We start from the raw sequence: 15,965 nt of genomic DNA, 5'->3' as shown, positions 1-15,965 counted from the left end.
GACCAGGAGATCTTGCATGGCCCAAGACGCCGACATTAGTATCCGCAGTGCCCTTTTAAATCGCGCACAGCTCATTGAAAAAATAAATAGAGGTGAATATTTAGTTATTGCCGCCGATGAATCGGTATTAACTGATCTTCCATCAGGGAATTGGATCGCAGGCACTATTCCTTATTTCATGACGGCAGAAGGTGGCAAAGTTGATCGCGAGCAGATATTTGTAAATACGATTGAGGGCGTGCAACCAGGCAATGCACCGCGCATTACCCTTTACGATGGTAATTCTATTGCGCGCATCGCACAGGAAGCACCAGAGCATGGCTTTAGTATCGTCATATTACCTGCGATGTCAGAGGTGCACTTGTCTTACGCACAAAATGCACCAGACTACCCTAATATGTATTTTTCACCGATTATTGGTTGGATCTCAGGTGTACATCTTGATGATATTGCCAGTCGCACAGCTAAAGTGGGCTTTGGCCCTGCCAGAGGTATGCTATTTGATCAGCAAGCCGTAGCAATGCATATCCCGTTGCCCACTAATCAATTGGCGAACATCAACATCGTCAACTTATTCACCCAAGGTGATGGGCCAGAAATCAAATTTAAAAATACCGGCTTTAGCGTCAGTGAATGCACTATCAATGGAGAAACTGCATCGCTGGCGGATTACATTAAATATGCCAAAGTCGATACACGCTTGCCTCTAGTTGCCAACTACTCAGGCGTAATGATTAACGTCAGTATCCAGCAAATAGACGAAGCCAATAATAAAGTAGATCTCTACGCACCGGTCTTTGCAGACATCAGTTATCGCTTCGCAAAACCTGTGGAAAATTATATTGAAAGCTTCAATAAAGAATTATCCGCATCAGCAAGCGAAGGCATATCCTTCTCCTGCAATTGCATACTCAACTATCTTTATTCCGAGCTTGAGGGAAAAAAAACGCGCGACCTAACGGGGCCGATTACATTTGGAGAGGTCGCCTACCAGCTACTTAACCAAACACTCGTGTATTTAAGCCTGAGCGGAAATTCCCGCTGAGTTCGTTAAGCCGAATAGTTTAAAAGGTACCGAAAATAAAAAAGGCGGATTTTAAATCCGCCTTTTTGTTATCGCTAAAACTAGCGTCCCGCCCCGTAGGCTTGAATATACTTCTGCAGAGCTTTTTCATTTCGTTTGATAAAATCGATGTCACTTCTCGGCACGGCTAGCACCGCGGGATCAGCCTTTTCCTTTAATTGCTGCGCCTGCTCCTCAGTTACCTTTCCTAAATCGCCAAACAAGAAATAAGCAGCTATCGCATTGCCCAACTTGGTGCTCAAGCGCATATATTCCCCTACCGATTTCCAACCATGTTTCAAAGCAACTTGGTTGGCGCTATCGAGGAGCTTTTTTGAATCAAGTAAGGCGTTGATTTTTTTATCCTGTTCTACTGGTGTTAACGCCTCGAAGGCTTTCAGATCAGCATCACTAGCATTCGCTGCATCAATCACTTGAACAAACTCCGCGATATCGCGGTTGCTTTGCATCCAGCGCTGTACAGATTGAGCATTCAAGTTTTTATTATCGGGTAAAAACTGAGCTTGTGCAGAAGCACACAAGATGAACATCACACCAGCGAGACAACGAAGAATTAACCTACTCATTAACAGATTCATATTTATCAGGATACTCGTAGTGTAATTGCGGTTACAAATGACCAAACCCAAAAGAAAAAGAACACCAGAAATGGCGTTAATATGCCGAGCGATAATCCCGCCATGCCTTTACCTTCATAGAATGGATAAAATACAAACAATTGGATCAGCGTTGGAATTAGCGCAATGACAAAACTACGGGCAAATAGACTGCTGGCAAAAATCGGCAATAAAAATAATAACCCCCAAATGCCACCCCATACGATACGCGGGTACATCCATTGTGGTGATATTGATCCAGCTAACTGCACATTCAGGGATTGAGTAATCCCGTAGCGCGAAAACAACCACATCACAACACACATCACCAGTCCACCAAGACAACCGGCAGCAAAGACAACCAAGGTATTTTTCATAAACTTCTGCCTGACAAGAAATAATTACTGCCAATTATTGGCAGTGACGCGGTAGATACTAGGCGACAGTTTATCACCCTGCCTTAACACTTGGTTACGCCAATAGTCCCAACCGAGCTGCTACAATAGCGGCTCAGAAATTAGCCAGTGACCACCATTCAGCGATATCTATTATGTTTCGTTATTTTGAAAGCCTGATTAAGCCTTTTCCACCGCAAGATCCCACTGCTCCACCTAAAACGCTTTACGCTTTTTGCCGGCACTACAGCCGCGGAGCGGAAGTATATCTGTTAGGTATGGCGCTTTTTACTGGCCTGATCGCGATTATGGAAGTTTCCCTATTCGGATTTTTGGGCGACTTGGTAGATTCGCTCAATAAACACTCACCCCAAACATTCTGGGCCGAATCACAAGACCAGTTAATCTGGATGGGATTCATCTTGCTCGTAGCATTGCCTGTATCAGTGTTGCTTCATTCGCTACTAATGCATCAAACCCTTTTGGGAAATTTCCCTATGCGCATCCGCTGGCAAGCGCACCGCTATTTGCTTGGCCAGAGCTACCAGTTTTATCAGGATGAGTTCGCCGGCCGTATCGCCACCAAGGTAATGCAAACCGCATTGGCCGTGCGCGAAACCATTATGAAATTACTCGACGTTTTACTTTACGTCATCGTCTATTTCACCGGCATTCTTGTACTTTCCGCTTCGCTCGACTGGCGCTTGGCAATCCCACTAATGATGTGGTTTTTTGCTTATGCAGGTTTGTTGTATTACTTCTTGCCACGCCTTGCAAAAATATCCTCAGCGCAAGCCCACGCACGATCTGATATGACTGGGCGACTGGTCGATACCTACACAAATATCTCCACCGTAAAACTTTTTTCACATTCCAATCGCGAAGCCGATTATGCCAAAAAAGGCATGGAGCATTTTTTATCGACGGTTCATCCACAAATGCGCCTCGCCACCTTATTGGGCACAGGCGTGTGGCTGATTAATGCATTGCTGATTTTTGCTATCGCGGCAATGTCACTGTGGCTTTGGTCAAGCGCTGCCATTACCACCGGCGCCATTGCAGCAGCGGTTGGATTAGTTTTGCGCTTGAATGGCATGGCGCAGTGGATTATGTGGGAAGTATCGGCATTGTTTGAAAATATCGGTACTGCGCGCGATGGTTTGAATACCTTAACTATTCCACGCGAAGTCCAGGACAAACCTCATGCACCGCCGCTGCTGATTAAACAAAGTACTATCGACTTTAAATCCGTTCGCTTCAACTACGGCAAAGACGATGGGTTACTGCAGAACTTTGACCTGCACATTAATGCGGGCGAAAAGATCGGTTTGGTTGGGCGTTCAGGTGCTGGAAAATCCACGCTCGTTAATCTGCTCTTGCGTTTTTATGATGTGGATGCCGGAACCATTTTAATCGACAACCAAAATATTGTTGATATTAAGCAGGAGAGCTTGCGTGCACAGATTGGCATGGTCACGCAAGACACATCCCTGTTACATCGCTCCATCCGCGACAATCTGCTTTACGGAAAACCGGATGCCACCGAAGAAGAAATGATTCGTGCTGCGCAACAAGCCGAGGCGCATGATTTTATTATGAGCCTCACCGACAACGAAGATCGCAAAGGCTACGATGCCCACGTAGGCGAGCGCGGCGTAAAATTATCCGGCGGTCAGCGTCAACGTATTGCGATCGCACGCGTGCTAATTAAAAACGCCCCGATATTGATTATGGATGAAGCAACATCCGCGCTGGATTCAGAAGTAGAAGCAGCAATCCAAACCAACTTGAACTGGTTGATGCAAGGAAAAACAGTAATTGCAATCGCGCATCGCCTGTCAACTATCGCAGCACTAGATCGTTTGATTGTGTTGGATAAAGGCGAAATTATTGAACAAGGTACACACAACGAATTGATCGCTAAAAACGGCGTCTATGCGCATCTGTGGGCGCGCCAATCCGGTGGATTTTTGGGGGAATTTTAACTCAAATAGCGGATTAGCCAGATCGAATTATCTGGCTAATCCATTTTGTGATTACCACATCAAATCATCTGGAATGACATAATCTTTATAAGGATCATCTTCTTCTGCTTGCTGGGTATTTTTAGTGTTCGCGACAATCACGAATTTTTCATCGCGCTGGGAAATTTTATCAGCCACTATTCGCGGCACCAATTCATATCCCTCGCCTAATTTCACCACCGCCAAAACGCCGCGAACAATTTGTTCCTGAACCGTTTTGGAAACCCGGATTTTTTTGATTAACTTTCCGTCACTAAAGTTGTACTCAACATCACCGTCACCTGCCCCTTTGGATTGGCGATGATTTTCGATTAACTGTTTAATTTGCGCGGCTATGGCCTTTTGCTGCAATTCCTGATCGCGCTGACGATTTAATTCCCGATCACGCTCCGCTTTTTCTACACGCGCCTGTTCAGCCGATTGTTTTATTTCATCGACAACTTCTTCACTAGAGCGCCGCGCCACATTGGTTTCTTTACGCTTTTCTTTATTTGCCTGTTTGGCTTTTTTCGCGTCGATCAACCCTGCCTTGAGCAGTTGGTCTTGAAGAGATGCCATAAATAATCACCTGTTGATAAAAATTTTGCGCATAATACTACCTCTTTTGCCCCTATACACGAATTCGCAGCCATGAAAACCTGGGATATTTTTTGCCGCGTCATCGACAATTTTGGCGATATCGGCGTTTGCTGGCGACTGTCCAGGCAACTTGCAGCGGAGCACAACCAACACGTCCGTCTTTGGGTGGATGACCTTCACTCACTGATTCGCATTTGGCCCGCAGCTCTAGACATTGATGAGCAACAGCTCGCAGGTGTAGAAGTACGCCGATGGACACCTGAATTTTGCACAAAAATACAGGTGGTCGATGTTGTCATCGAGGCTTTCGCCTGTGATATCCCAGCCTCCTATATAGACGCTATGGCTGAGCAAAAACGCGCCGGGCATGCTCCCATCTGGATAAATTTGGAATACCTGAGCGCCGAAAAATGGGTTGAGGATTGCCATCGAATGCAATCGCCCCATCCCGCCACCGGCCTGCGCAAGACGTTTTTCTTTCCCGGATTCAGCCCCCGCACAGGCGGTTTGTTAAGGGAAAACAATCTCTTGCGCGAGCGAGACCTATTCGTAGCGACTGATTGGCTTAAACAAATTGGTGTTGTGCCGCAGCCAGGAGCACTTCTGGTCTCACTTTTTGCCTACGAAAACCCCGCAGTTACCGACCTGCTTGAAGCATGTAAAAACAGCGATAAACAAATCCATTGCCTGGTGCCCGCGGGCAAGATCCTGACCAGCATCAACCAATCACTCGGGAAGCAGCTCAGCACTGGTGATATCTATAGCAAAGGAAACCTGTACCTGCAGGTTATCCCGTTTCTCACCCAGCTTGAGTATGACTATTTACTTTGGGCTTGCGATATCAACTTTGTCCGGGGTGAAGACTCATTTGTCAGAGCCCAGTGGGCGGCCAAGCCACTGATTTGGCATATCTACCCTCAAGAAGAGGATGCTCACATTATCAAGCTTTCAGCCTTTCTGGATGCTTATCTAGCGGCCGGAAAAGATCAACTACCAGACAACATCCGCGAGCTGTGGCTATCCTGGAACCGAAATGGCGATATCAGCAACAGCTGGAACACCCTGGTTGAACGGCTACCCACGTGGCAGCAGCACGCACAGGATTGGTGTGACTTGCTCGCTAATCAACCCGATTTAGCCAGCCAACTGGTAGATTTGAGCGCCGTTTGGGGGCGCTAAAAAAGCACTACAGAAAAAACACAAAGAACTGTATAGTAGCGCGCCGATTTCAAACCCGGGACTCCTGGGGGCTTTTAAGCCCGCGCGCTACGCGAACCAAGGCTTCCCTCTTTATTCGTTAACCATTGCAAACTGGGATTTACCATGAAAAATGCTCAAGAATGCCGCGCTGGCAACGTTCTGATGATCGACGGCTCACCCTGGGTTGTTCAAAAAGCGGAATACAACAAGTCTGGCCGTAACTCAGCCGTTGTTAAAATGAAATTGAAAAACCTGCTGAACGGCATGAACACTGAAACTGTTTACCGTGCAGACGACAAATTCGAAGACATCCAATTGGATCGTAAAGAAGTAACCTACTCTTACTACGCTGATCCAATGTACGTATTTATGGACCCAGAGTTCAACCAATACGAAGTAACTGGCGAAGAGCTGGGCGACCTGCTTCCATGGATCGAAGACGGCATGGAAGACGTGTGCGATGCAGTATTCTACGAAGGCAAAGTGATCTCTGTAACTCCACCAAACGCGATTACCCGTGAAGTGGCTTACACCGAACCAGCAGTTCGTGGTGACACCTCTGGTAAAGTAATGAAAACTGCAAAACTGCTTAACGGCACTGAATTGCAAGTTGCTGCGTTTGTTGAAATTGGTCAAAAGATCATCATCGACGCACGTACCGGCGAATACAAATCTCGCGCTTAATCGCAGATTCGTAACGCAAATAAAAATGGCGCCTTCAGGGCGCCATTTTTGTTTCCAGCCAGCCTTTTTAACACTCACAAACTGATCAACATTCTCAAAGCAAAAACATAATTCCTGCTTTGTGCATCACACACCATGAATGCTCATCAAGTGGGCTGCAACACCCATTGTGAATTTGTCCTCTTTCAAGAATCCAAACATGAGTTAAAAACCTTGTAAAAATCCAATCCCTTTGAACGTATATCCAGATAAAGATACGAAAGCTTCCCTTAACTCATACTGATACTACACAAACCTATCTCACACATTTTGGTTATGTAGATTTCATAAGCCCGAGCACCACCATCACAACCGGCATAATTTGCCGCTCATCCTTTTCTCATACCACTCAGCACCCAATACACATCAACCACGCGCATTAATGGAAGATACACACCTTGTATCAAGGAATTTAAAGGAAATAGATATGCGTTTTATTACACCAATAGCCATTTAACAAAGAATGCTGCCGTCTTAACCACCAGTTAAGACTCGTGGTTTCTTTGCGCCAAAACTTTCAATAAAGGAACATTTATGAGCAGATTAATAAAATTTAGCGTGAGCTTGGTAAGTATATCTTTGTGCCTGTGCGTTGCGGTGGGTCTAACGTCGTGCAAAAACTTACCCGATACCGCTGACACTCAAGTGATACAGCAGGATAATCGGAAAATAGAAAACTACGTTCGTCGGCATGAGCAAGCGGCCTATACACTCGTATTTGAGAGCGGTGCCAGGAATTGTATTCAACGCTGGGGAAAAGTGCTGCAACAACTACCAGCGAACGTCAATGTGTACGCCTACAATCGTCCTGGTTACTGCAATAGTTCGACTATCGCAGCAGAACCCAATAGCCACAACATTGCGCGCGAATTGCGTTTGGAATTGCATAGGCAAGAGCTTAAACCTCCCTATGTATTGATTGGTCACTCTATCGGCGGACTCTACGTACAGCAGTTTGCACGAGAGTATCCCGATGAGGTGCATGGACTGGTTTTGGTTGATGCAATGTATCCTGGTTTTTTGAAAACCCCCAGCGAATTTCCCTGGTATACAAACATAGGAATGAAATTGTTCTTACCAAAAGCAGTGAGAGAAGAGGTCAATCTGGCCTATATGAGTGGCTTGATGATTGACGCGTTGCCGACGATTGATGATAAGCCTATTGTGCGAATGTTCAATGAGCCAAAAGGCATGGCCATAGAAGTGGATTTCGGCGTGTTTAATCGAGATGAAAAAACCAGAGACAAGATACGGAATATCTATCCTAATGCGAAAATCGTAGTGGCAGATTCTTCTCATCAAATGCAGGAGACGTCCCCTGAATTGGTGATACAAGCTATTGACGATGTGATGCAAGCGCAGGGAGCGTTGCAATAATATCTATTGATGGAAGATACATACTTCGTACTAAGGAATTTAAAAGGAAATAGAGATGCGCTTTATTACTGCACTGCTATCAACAATAGTCCTTTGCGCTTCGCTTGCTAAAGCCGAGACAGAAACCTCATCGCAAACCCTCGAAGAGCTTAAAGTCGCCATTGAAAAAATCCGAGCTGAAAGCAATACACCCGCCGTTGGTATAGCACTGGTTGGCAAAGACGGCCCTCTGTGGATTGCAGGACTCGGTGAAGCCGATATTGAACAACATACACCCGCCGATGAAAACACCCTTTTTCGTATAGGTTCAGTTTCAAAAATGTTTGCCGCGCTCGCGGTGCTGAAATTACAACAAGAAGGAAAGCTCAACCTGAATGATAAGGTACGCGATGTAGTGCCGGAGATTCAGTTTGAAAACCAGTGGGAAGAAACACATCCGGTAAGAATTGCTCACCTACTGGAACACACTACCGGCTGGGATGATATTCACCTTGCGGAATACGCGTATTCCGCGCCGGATAGCATGAGCACAAAAGAAGGGCTTGATTACCATCCTGATTCGCGCAAATCCCGCTGGATTCCCGGCACCCGTTATGCCTATTGCAATGCAGGCGCGGCAGTGGTCGCCTATATCGTAGAAAAAATAACGGGCAAAAAATACGAAGATTATATTGAAGCCAGTTTTTTCAAACCCTTGGAAATGCCATCGAGCAGTTACTTTAAGACTGATCTATATCAACAAAAAGGCGCAACACTTTATACCAATAATAAACCCAAAAAATATTGGCACATCATCCATAGAGCAGCAGGCTCCATTAATTCATCGCCAAAAGATATGGCTAATTTTGTGCAATTTTTATTGTTGCGCGGAGCAACGCCAAGCCAACAACTGATACCAAGCGAAGCACTGGATCGCATGGAAGCATCAGCAACAACATTAGGCAGCGCTTCTGGGCTTACAGCAGGTTATGGGCTCGCCAATTACACCAGCGGCCACAAAAACTTTCATGTGGTATTTCACGGCCATAACGGCAGTGTGTTTGGCGGGTTAACCGAATTAAGTTACAACCGGGAACTGGGAGCGGGTTATGTATTTATGATCAATGCAGGTAACTGGTCTGCATTTGATAAAATCTCCAAAACCATTCGCACTTATTTGCTTAAAGATCACAAAATTAACAAACCCCAACCTATAGCTCTTCCAGAAAAATTCAAAACACTGAATGGCTACTACGCCCCTATTAATCACCGCCAACATATGACTCGATTAATGAATGGAATCTTTGGTGTCATGAAATTTCACACCGATGACCACTATGTTTATCGAGAACCTCTGCTCGGGGGATGGGATGCACCTGGTGTGGCTTACGCCGTGAACAACGAAAATCTGATAGAACAATGGACTGGCCTCCCAACCATTGCATTGGTCAATGATCCAATTGAAGGAAGTACGGTGCAAATTGGAGCAGATTTATTTAAACCTGTATCCACATGGAGCGTTTTCAGTTTACTCGGGCTTTATCTATCACTTGGCATCATAACCTTGTTAAGCTTACTGGCCATCATTGTATGGGGCTCGCGTCGGCTAGTGAAAAAAATACCTGCTGATGCCAGTGTCTGGATTCGCATTTGGCCGCTGTCGTCCAGCTTGATATTGCTAGCATTAATTGCATGCTTATCAATGGCCGGATTATTTATGCAAGCGGCAGCGAGCGTATCAATACTTTCCATCACTGTTTATCTATTGAGTATTCTCTATCCATTGGGCGCCCTCGTCAGCGCCGCAATGCTAATCAAGTACCGTAAGCATGCCATATCGAAATGGCTATACGGATACGCACTACTTTATACAGGCCTGCATTTATTGATGGCTGCGCACCTGGCTTACTATGGAATATTTGCGTTAAAACTCTGGGCATAGTCGATGAATATTTATTTCTTCCCACACAACAGAACGTTTTGGATGTACCACGGATCAATTTTATTGATCATGACGCTGGCACAATCCCTGATTACTTTGTTATGGAGGGAAGAAGTACTCATTAATTTTATGCGTTGGTTATTGTGGCTCCCCCTATTTACACTGGCAGTACTCTATTATCGATACCTATATAAAACTCATCAATGGCATGAATTAAACACTGCGAAGAATACTCTAGTGGTAACCGGATATAGTTTAGCTAGCGGCCTCATAGTTACATTGATCATGCGGGGCTCTATTATTCCATTTTTTGGGGGAGACATAGAAAATGCAGTTACCCAACATTCAACTACTGCCTCAACCATCAACTCGCAAACATTTATCGGCAACTGGCTTCAAACTCAATTATTTATTGGTGGCTGGATTTTTTTATACATCAGTATTGCAACAAAACAAAGAATCAAAGAGACCGAATTAAGCAACCTACGTTTGCAGAATAGCCTTAAGGGCGCGCAGCTGATTAACCTTACCAATCAACTTAACCCCCATTTTTTATTCAATGCACTGAACAATATTCGATTTACAATTCATGAAGACCCGCAAAAAGCAGACGACATACTCACTGCTCTATCAGATATCCTTCGCTACTCGCTGGAAACAAGCAGACATGAGAAAGTCTACTTAAGTGAAGAATTGGAGATAATCCAGCGCTATATTGCTATCGTAAAAATTCAAATGGAAGACCGCCTTAACGCTACTATAAATATACCGGAGAGTATTCACGCCTACCTGATTCCACCCATGATCCTGCAAATGTTGATAGAGAATGCTGTCAAACACGGAATTGATAATCTTCGTTACGGCGGGGAGGTAAAGCTTGGCTCGAACGAGCAGAAAACACATATTGTTTTTACAGTAACCAATAACATTCCCGATACCAGCACACTACAAAATCACAACACGGGAATTGGCCTAAAGAACATAGAGCAGCGCCTGCAACTGCTGTATGGCGGTAATGCCAGTTGCGAGACTGCAATTCAAGATCAGGTATTTATAGTAACAGTCACAATTCCAAAGGAGCTGACAACATGAAAGCAATAGTGGTCGAAGATTCCCGTGTTGCGCGTGAAGGTTTAGTGCGCATGCTTAAGAACTTCAACACATTGGAAGTAGTCGGTGATGCAGAACACCCAATCCCTGCACTGGAACTGATCCGCAGCACTCGACCCGATGTTATTTTTCTCGATATCCATATGCCGGGCGAAACCGGATTTGACCTTCTGGAAAAAATTGATTATTCACCGCGAATTATTTTTACCACGGCATATTCGGAATATGCAGTCAAATCATTCGACTACAACACCATCGATTATCTACTAAAACCGATTAGCCAGGAGCGTTTGGCAATTGCCATCGCCAAACTCAATAAAACTAACGAGGAATTTTCGACAGGCACCAAATCAGCACTGGAGATGAACAATAAAATTTTCATCAAAGACGATGAAAAATGCCATTTGGTTACACTGGAGAGCATTCGCTATTTCGAAAGCTGCAAAAACTATGTACGAGTTTACTTTAATGCAGAATCTGCATTCGTAAAAAAATCCCTCAATCAAATAGAGGAGCGTCTACCGGGGAAATTCTTCTTTCGTGCTAACCGCCAGTTTATTGTGAACCTACAGGCCATTAGTGCTATTGAGGACGGCATACATGATGGCTACGTGATAACCATGGACGACGGTGTCACTATCGATATATCTCGCCGACAAGCAGCAGATTTAAAGGAAATTTTAAGTTTGTAAAAAAACTATTTGCGAATAGCCCAATATAGTCTTGGCAAAAGTAAAAGCAGCAAAACCCCACCGAATAATACTGCATCAAAGTAACTGGAACGCACCTGCATCAACACATGTACCCACGCGAGAATCGCGATAAGATAAATCGATTTGTGCAGCCTGATCCAATTTTTTCCTAAACGTCGCATCATTGCCTGAGTCGAGGTAACACCCAGTGCGATTAATAAAACAACGGCAGGAATCGTTACCAGAATATAGGGGCGCTCAACGAGCTCTTTAGCAAAGCGGGATAAATCCAATCCTAAAATTAACACCAAAAACGCAAGCACGTGCAGCATTGCATAAAACAAGGAAAATAATCCCAGCATACGCCGATGCACCTGCAGCCAGCGAAAATGCACTTTTTGGAAATGTATTAGTCGACGCAACGGCGTTACCGCTAGCGTGATAAATAAAAAATAAATCGCCCATTTACCGGTAAATAACACAATGGTTTTTGCCGGATCAGCTCCGAGCTGGTTAGTCAGTGTTTGATACACCAGCCATATGAATGGGATTATCGATATAAAAAAAATAACCAGTCTTCGCCAGAATACAGGCATTGGTTTTACTCTTAGTAAAATTTACGTAGGTCCATATCTTTATACAGGTGCGCGACCTGTTCTGCGTAGCCGTTAAATAATTGTGTGGGAATAATATTGGGGCGTAACAACCCACTGGGTAAACGCCGCTCCTCCGCTTGGCTCCAGCGCGGGTGGCTGACCTTCGGATTTACGTTGGCATAAAAACCGTATTCGTTAGGGGCAATCATGCTCCAGGTTGTTTTCGGTTGCTTCTCGGTGAATTCAATTTTTACGATGGACTTGATGTATTTAAAACCGTATTTCCAGGGTACTACCAAGCGTAAAGGCGCACCATTTTGATTAGGCAATACTTTGCCGTAGAGGCCAACAGCTAATGTTGTTAGTGGATTCATAGCCTCATCCATACGCAGCCCCTCGCGGTAGGGCCAATCGATTGTGCTGAACCTGCTTTTTTGTTCCGGCATTTCAGCTGGGCGTTCCAGTGTCGTAAACGAAACAAACTTCGCCTTGCTGGTTGGCTCTACTCGCTTGATTAAATCCGCCAGCGAAAAACCAATCCAGGGCACCACCATTGACCAGGCCTCAACACAACGCAAGCGATACACCCGCTCCTCCAGCGCAACACCTTTTAATAAATCCTCCAGGGTCAATGTACCCGGCTTGGCGACTTCGCCAGCAATTTCAACCGACCAGGGATGAGGTTTTAAAATATGAGACTTGGACGCGGGATCTGTTTTGTCATAGCCGTACTCATAAAAATTGTTGTAACCGGCCACATGTTCGTAAGGTGTAAGCGCTTCCGTAATTTTTTCTTTGTTGGCACTCGCCAACGCAATTTGCTGCGTTAACCAAGCCGGGCCAGTAACGTCTTTATCTGCAATATTCACGGGGGCAGCTAAAAGCCCCGGCGCTGTAGTAGCACCAATTCCCAGGGCAGCAACACTCATAGCACCGCGCATAAAGTCACGGCGGGCATTGTAGATTGCTTCCGGGGTAATTTCGGATGATGGAATATCACTGGGCTTTTTGATCAGCATACTGACCTCGGCAAAATGGAATAATGGTTTTAGACTTACACCAAATGGATTTGTTACTGCGCTTCAAAAATATAATTTCGGCTCTGGTACTCACATAGGTAACGCAAGTCAGTAAGGGGGCTGCAATCCCTCCAGGATAATCCAGCTGGAATGCTGGCAGACTCACTTACACCCATGGTTGCCTTATCTTTTTTCAGGAAGCTGAACATCATTTCAAAACGGCGGGAAAAATCCAAACCCTTGGTTTGTAAATCATGATAAAGATACGCAAATTTCCCATAAGTCATAGTTACCCCGCACAGGCCAATCTCACACATCTTGGCGATATATTCAGGATAGGCGATGGCCAGATAGCGCTCCGCAGATTCCTCCTTGCGAACGGGAAGCGCCATTTTATTCTGCTCGCTTAAAGCGTTAGCAACCAACCGCCGATTTGCTTTATTACCCACCAGATTATAAACACGTCCCGCACAATGGATTTGTTTCCCTGTTAACTCACAGGTAGCCGTTTCTTGTAAGACTATTTTGGTAATACGCTGTTTGACTGGTGTTGGTTCAGTGTAGGGATTGTTGGGGGATTTAGTGGGCGCAGCCGCAACTGGTAGAGGGGCTTTGATAGGCAAGACTAATTTGATCCCGTTGCGCTCAGCAGGTCGTTTTAACAAGGATGCTTGCACCACCTCGGTATTTTTCTTGAATTGATTAAACGGGGGGAGATTTTTAGTCTGCGCTTTTGCTTTCAGCTGGCAATACACTTGTTCGTAATAGGTTTCAGCGAGCGCAATACAAAATTGATCGGCTTTTGCGCCACATGCCAGCAAGCATAAAATGCTGATGCCGAGACGAATGTAGCGCATAGCCCTATCCTTTTTTATTAATGTGTTATCAACCAACACTGATGGATTTTAGGATTGCGTTTGAAATCCTCATCAATGGTTTGCGCACTAATATCTTTAATCGTATATGCGCTTAGCGCTTCGATATCCAATTTAAAACTGCGCAGGTTGTTGGAGAAAATCAAAGTACCATCCTCTGCCAGTGAACGCATGGCATTGTTGATCATACCAACATGATCACGCTGCACGTCCAATACATCTTCCATACGCTTGGAGTTAGAGAAGCTGGGCGGATCAAGCAAAATCAAATCATACTGTTGGTCATTGTCTTCCAACCATTTCAAACAATCCGCTTGCTCCAAACGATTGCGCGATTCACTCAAACCATTGAGCGCATAATTTTTACGTGCCCAATTGAGGTAAGTGTTGGACATATCCACACTCACCGTATAACGGGCACCTGCCATAGCTGCATGCACGCTGGCAGTTGCGGTATAACAAAACAAGTTGAGGAAGCGTTTATCTTTAGCGAGATCCGCAATCATTAAACGCACCGGGCGATGATCAAGGAACAAACCTGTATCCAAGTATTGCCACATATTAATATGCAGTTTGGCAGCACCTTCCTGCACACTAAATACATCACCGGTTGGGCGCTCGCTGATTTTCTCGTATTGGCTGGAGCCTTTGTTGCGACGACGCTGCTTGTAGCTAATATTTGATGCGAGAAGATCCAACGCAAACGGCACTGCCATTTCGATTTCGGCAAAACGCGCTGCAGCTTTTTCTTCATCTACCGATTTGGGTGCAGCGTATTCTTGCACGTGAGCGTAGAGTTGCGGTGCGCGATTGGGCTGGGTTTGACCGCGATAAATATCAATCGCCGCAGAATATTCCGGCATATCAGCATCGTATAAGCGATAGCAACTGATATCATTTTTCTTTGCCCATTTTTCCAATTGCTTGAGATTTTTCTGCAGGCGATTTACCAACATCTGTGCACCATTTGATAGTGCCGCCTCTTGTTCCCTTTTGTTTTCTATTTTAACACGCTGCTCTGCTTCTCTGCGCTCGTCATCGTCTTTACTAAAACGTGCATCTTGCTCAACGCGGCTTTGCACAAAAGCGTCACTGCTGATGCTAAACATCAACAACTCACTTGCGATGGTACCGTTAAAAAATTTGTATTTTTTATCTGCACGCAAACCCATTTGTTTGCCGAGTTCCGGATTACCGGTGAAAACACCCGCTCGCCAACTCTGAAACTCATTGCGCAAACGCTCACCCAAGTGCGCATACAACAATTTTAGCGATTCAATTTCACCCAAACGCTCGCCGTATGGTGGATTGCTAATAACAATGCCAAAATCCATTGCCTTATGCGTTGGTTTAACAAAGTCTTTTAATTCTTTGCGGCTCACGCGCAACCAGTGATCCAATTCGGAACTGACGATATTGTCTTCTGCTGCACGAATTACGTTTACATCAGCATCATAGCCGCGAATTTCGGGCAGGTTTTCGCGCGCAAGCCCGGCAGCTTTGCGTGCAAATGCTTCTTCACGTAATTCCAGCCAGATATCATTGCGATGATTTAACCAGCGCTCAAAACCAAAACTGCCGCGCAACAAACCGGGGGCGATATCTGCAGCAATCAAGGCAGCTTCAATCAAGATGGTGCCGGAGCCACACATAGGGTCGAGCAAAGCACCGCCTTGCGCTGCTATCTCCGGCCAGCCTGCACGGATCAAAATCCCGGCCGCCAGGTTTTCTTTCATGGGTGCACTACCCTGCTTTACGCGGTAGCCACGGCGAT

15 protein-coding genes are annotated in these 15,965 nt (G+C 45.3%); 8 read left to right on the top strand and 7 right to left on the bottom strand.

Translation table 11 applies throughout. From position 1 onward, the window contains the following. Positions 1 to 16 precede the first annotated feature (16 nt). A complete protein-coding gene (locus AAGC78_RS19935) occupies positions 17 to 1,045 on the top strand; it encodes a DUF6976 family protein (RefSeq protein WP_435785860.1) in 1,029 nt (342 codons plus the stop codon). Between the two features lie 80 nt (positions 1,046 to 1,125). On the opposite strand, the gene AAGC78_RS19930 is transcribed toward AAGC78_RS19935, so the two are convergent. Next, positions 1,126 to 1,650: a hypothetical protein gene (locus AAGC78_RS19930; RefSeq protein ID WP_435785859.1), complete on the bottom strand. Its 525-nt coding sequence runs from the start codon at positions 1,648 to 1,650 to the stop codon at positions 1,126 to 1,128. Positions 1,651 to 1,667: 17 nt separating this feature from the next. After that, positions 1,668 to 2,057 carry a hypothetical protein gene (locus tag AAGC78_RS19925; protein ID WP_435785858.1) on the bottom strand — a complete coding sequence of 130 codons (390 nt, stop codon included), beginning with the start codon at positions 2,055 to 2,057 and terminating at the stop codon, positions 1,668 to 1,670. A gap of 173 nt (positions 2,058 to 2,230) precedes the next feature. Here AAGC78_RS19925 and AAGC78_RS19920 point away from each other — a divergent pair, with 173 nt between their 5' ends. Continuing rightward, positions 2,231 to 4,060, top strand: a complete 1,830-nt coding sequence (locus tag AAGC78_RS19920; RefSeq protein ID WP_435785857.1) for an ABC transporter ATP-binding protein — start codon at positions 2,231 to 2,233, stop codon at positions 4,058 to 4,060. A gap of 51 nt (positions 4,061 to 4,111) precedes the next feature. Here the strand turns inward: AAGC78_RS19920 and AAGC78_RS19915 are convergent, their stop codons facing one another. After that, complete coding sequence (locus AAGC78_RS19915) at positions 4,112 to 4,657, bottom strand: DUF2058 domain-containing protein (RefSeq protein WP_435785856.1); 546 nt, start codon at positions 4,655 to 4,657, stop codon at positions 4,112 to 4,114. 72 nt (positions 4,658 to 4,729) lie between these two features. Here AAGC78_RS19915 and earP point away from each other — a divergent pair, with 72 nt between their 5' ends. The 6 genes from earP (at position 4,730) to AAGC78_RS19885 (ending at position 11,701) form a co-directional block, all read left to right on the top strand. Further along, positions 4,730 to 5,857 (top strand): elongation factor P maturation arginine rhamnosyltransferase EarP, encoded by a 1,128-nt coding sequence (earP, locus tag AAGC78_RS19910; protein ID WP_435785855.1) that lies wholly within the window; start codon positions 4,730 to 4,732, stop codon positions 5,855 to 5,857. 144 nt (positions 5,858 to 6,001) lie between these two features. Next, positions 6,002 to 6,562, top strand: coding sequence for an elongation factor P (efp, locus tag AAGC78_RS19905; RefSeq protein ID WP_133683367.1), 561 nt, complete (start codon positions 6,002 to 6,004; stop codon positions 6,560 to 6,562). Between the two features lie 573 nt (positions 6,563 to 7,135). Continuing rightward, positions 7,136 to 7,978: an alpha/beta fold hydrolase gene (locus tag AAGC78_RS19900; protein ID WP_435785854.1), complete on the top strand. Its 843-nt coding sequence runs from the start codon at positions 7,136 to 7,138 to the stop codon at positions 7,976 to 7,978. A gap of 55 nt (positions 7,979 to 8,033) precedes the next feature. Beyond that, on the top strand, positions 8,034 to 9,899 hold the full coding sequence (locus tag AAGC78_RS19895) for a serine hydrolase domain-containing protein (protein ID WP_435785853.1): 1,866 nt from the start codon (positions 8,034 to 8,036) through the stop codon (positions 9,897 to 9,899). A 69-nt stretch (positions 9,900 to 9,968) separates the two neighbouring features. Continuing rightward, positions 9,969 to 10,991: a sensor histidine kinase gene (locus AAGC78_RS19890; RefSeq protein WP_435785852.1), complete on the top strand. Its 1,023-nt coding sequence runs from the start codon at positions 9,969 to 9,971 to the stop codon at positions 10,989 to 10,991. Then, positions 10,988 to 11,701, top strand: coding sequence for a LytR/AlgR family response regulator transcription factor (locus AAGC78_RS19885; protein WP_435785851.1), 714 nt, complete (start codon positions 10,988 to 10,990; stop codon positions 11,699 to 11,701). Before AAGC78_RS19890 ends, AAGC78_RS19885 begins: the two co-directional genes overlap by 4 nt. Positions 11,702 to 11,706: 5 nt before the next feature. On the opposite strand, the gene AAGC78_RS19880 is transcribed toward AAGC78_RS19885, so the two are convergent. The 4 genes from AAGC78_RS19880 to rlmKL all read right to left on the bottom strand — a co-directional run. Continuing rightward, the gene (locus tag AAGC78_RS19880) at positions 11,707 to 12,297 is read right to left on the bottom strand and encodes a sulfite oxidase heme-binding subunit YedZ (protein ID WP_435785850.1); all 591 of its coding nucleotides are present in this window, start codon (positions 12,295 to 12,297) and stop codon (positions 11,707 to 11,709) included. 11 nt (positions 12,298 to 12,308) lie between these two features. Continuing rightward, on the bottom strand, positions 12,309 to 13,316 hold the full coding sequence (gene msrP / locus AAGC78_RS19875; RefSeq protein WP_435785849.1) for a protein-methionine-sulfoxide reductase catalytic subunit MsrP: 1,008 nt from the start codon (positions 13,314 to 13,316) through the stop codon (positions 12,309 to 12,311). Between the two features lie 53 nt (positions 13,317 to 13,369). Further along, on the bottom strand, positions 13,370 to 14,212 hold the full coding sequence (locus tag AAGC78_RS19870) for a hypothetical protein (RefSeq protein ID WP_435785848.1): 843 nt from the start codon (positions 14,210 to 14,212) through the stop codon (positions 13,370 to 13,372). Beyond that, positions 14,191 to 15,965, bottom strand: a 1,775-nt coding sequence (gene rlmKL, locus AAGC78_RS19865) for a bifunctional 23S rRNA (guanine(2069)-N(7))-methyltransferase RlmK/23S rRNA (guanine(2445)-N(2))-methyltransferase RlmL (protein WP_435785847.1), incomplete at its 5' end; no start/stop codon positions are given. The genes rlmKL and AAGC78_RS19870, both read right to left, overlap by 22 nt.

It is taken from the genome of Cellvibrio sp., from assembly GCF_039207905.1.
Classification (GTDB): domain Bacteria; phylum Pseudomonadota; class Gammaproteobacteria; order Pseudomonadales; family Cellvibrionaceae; genus Cellvibrio.
The sequence above is the reverse complement of the archived record's forward strand: the minus strand, read 5'-3'. Positions and strand labels throughout refer to the sequence as shown.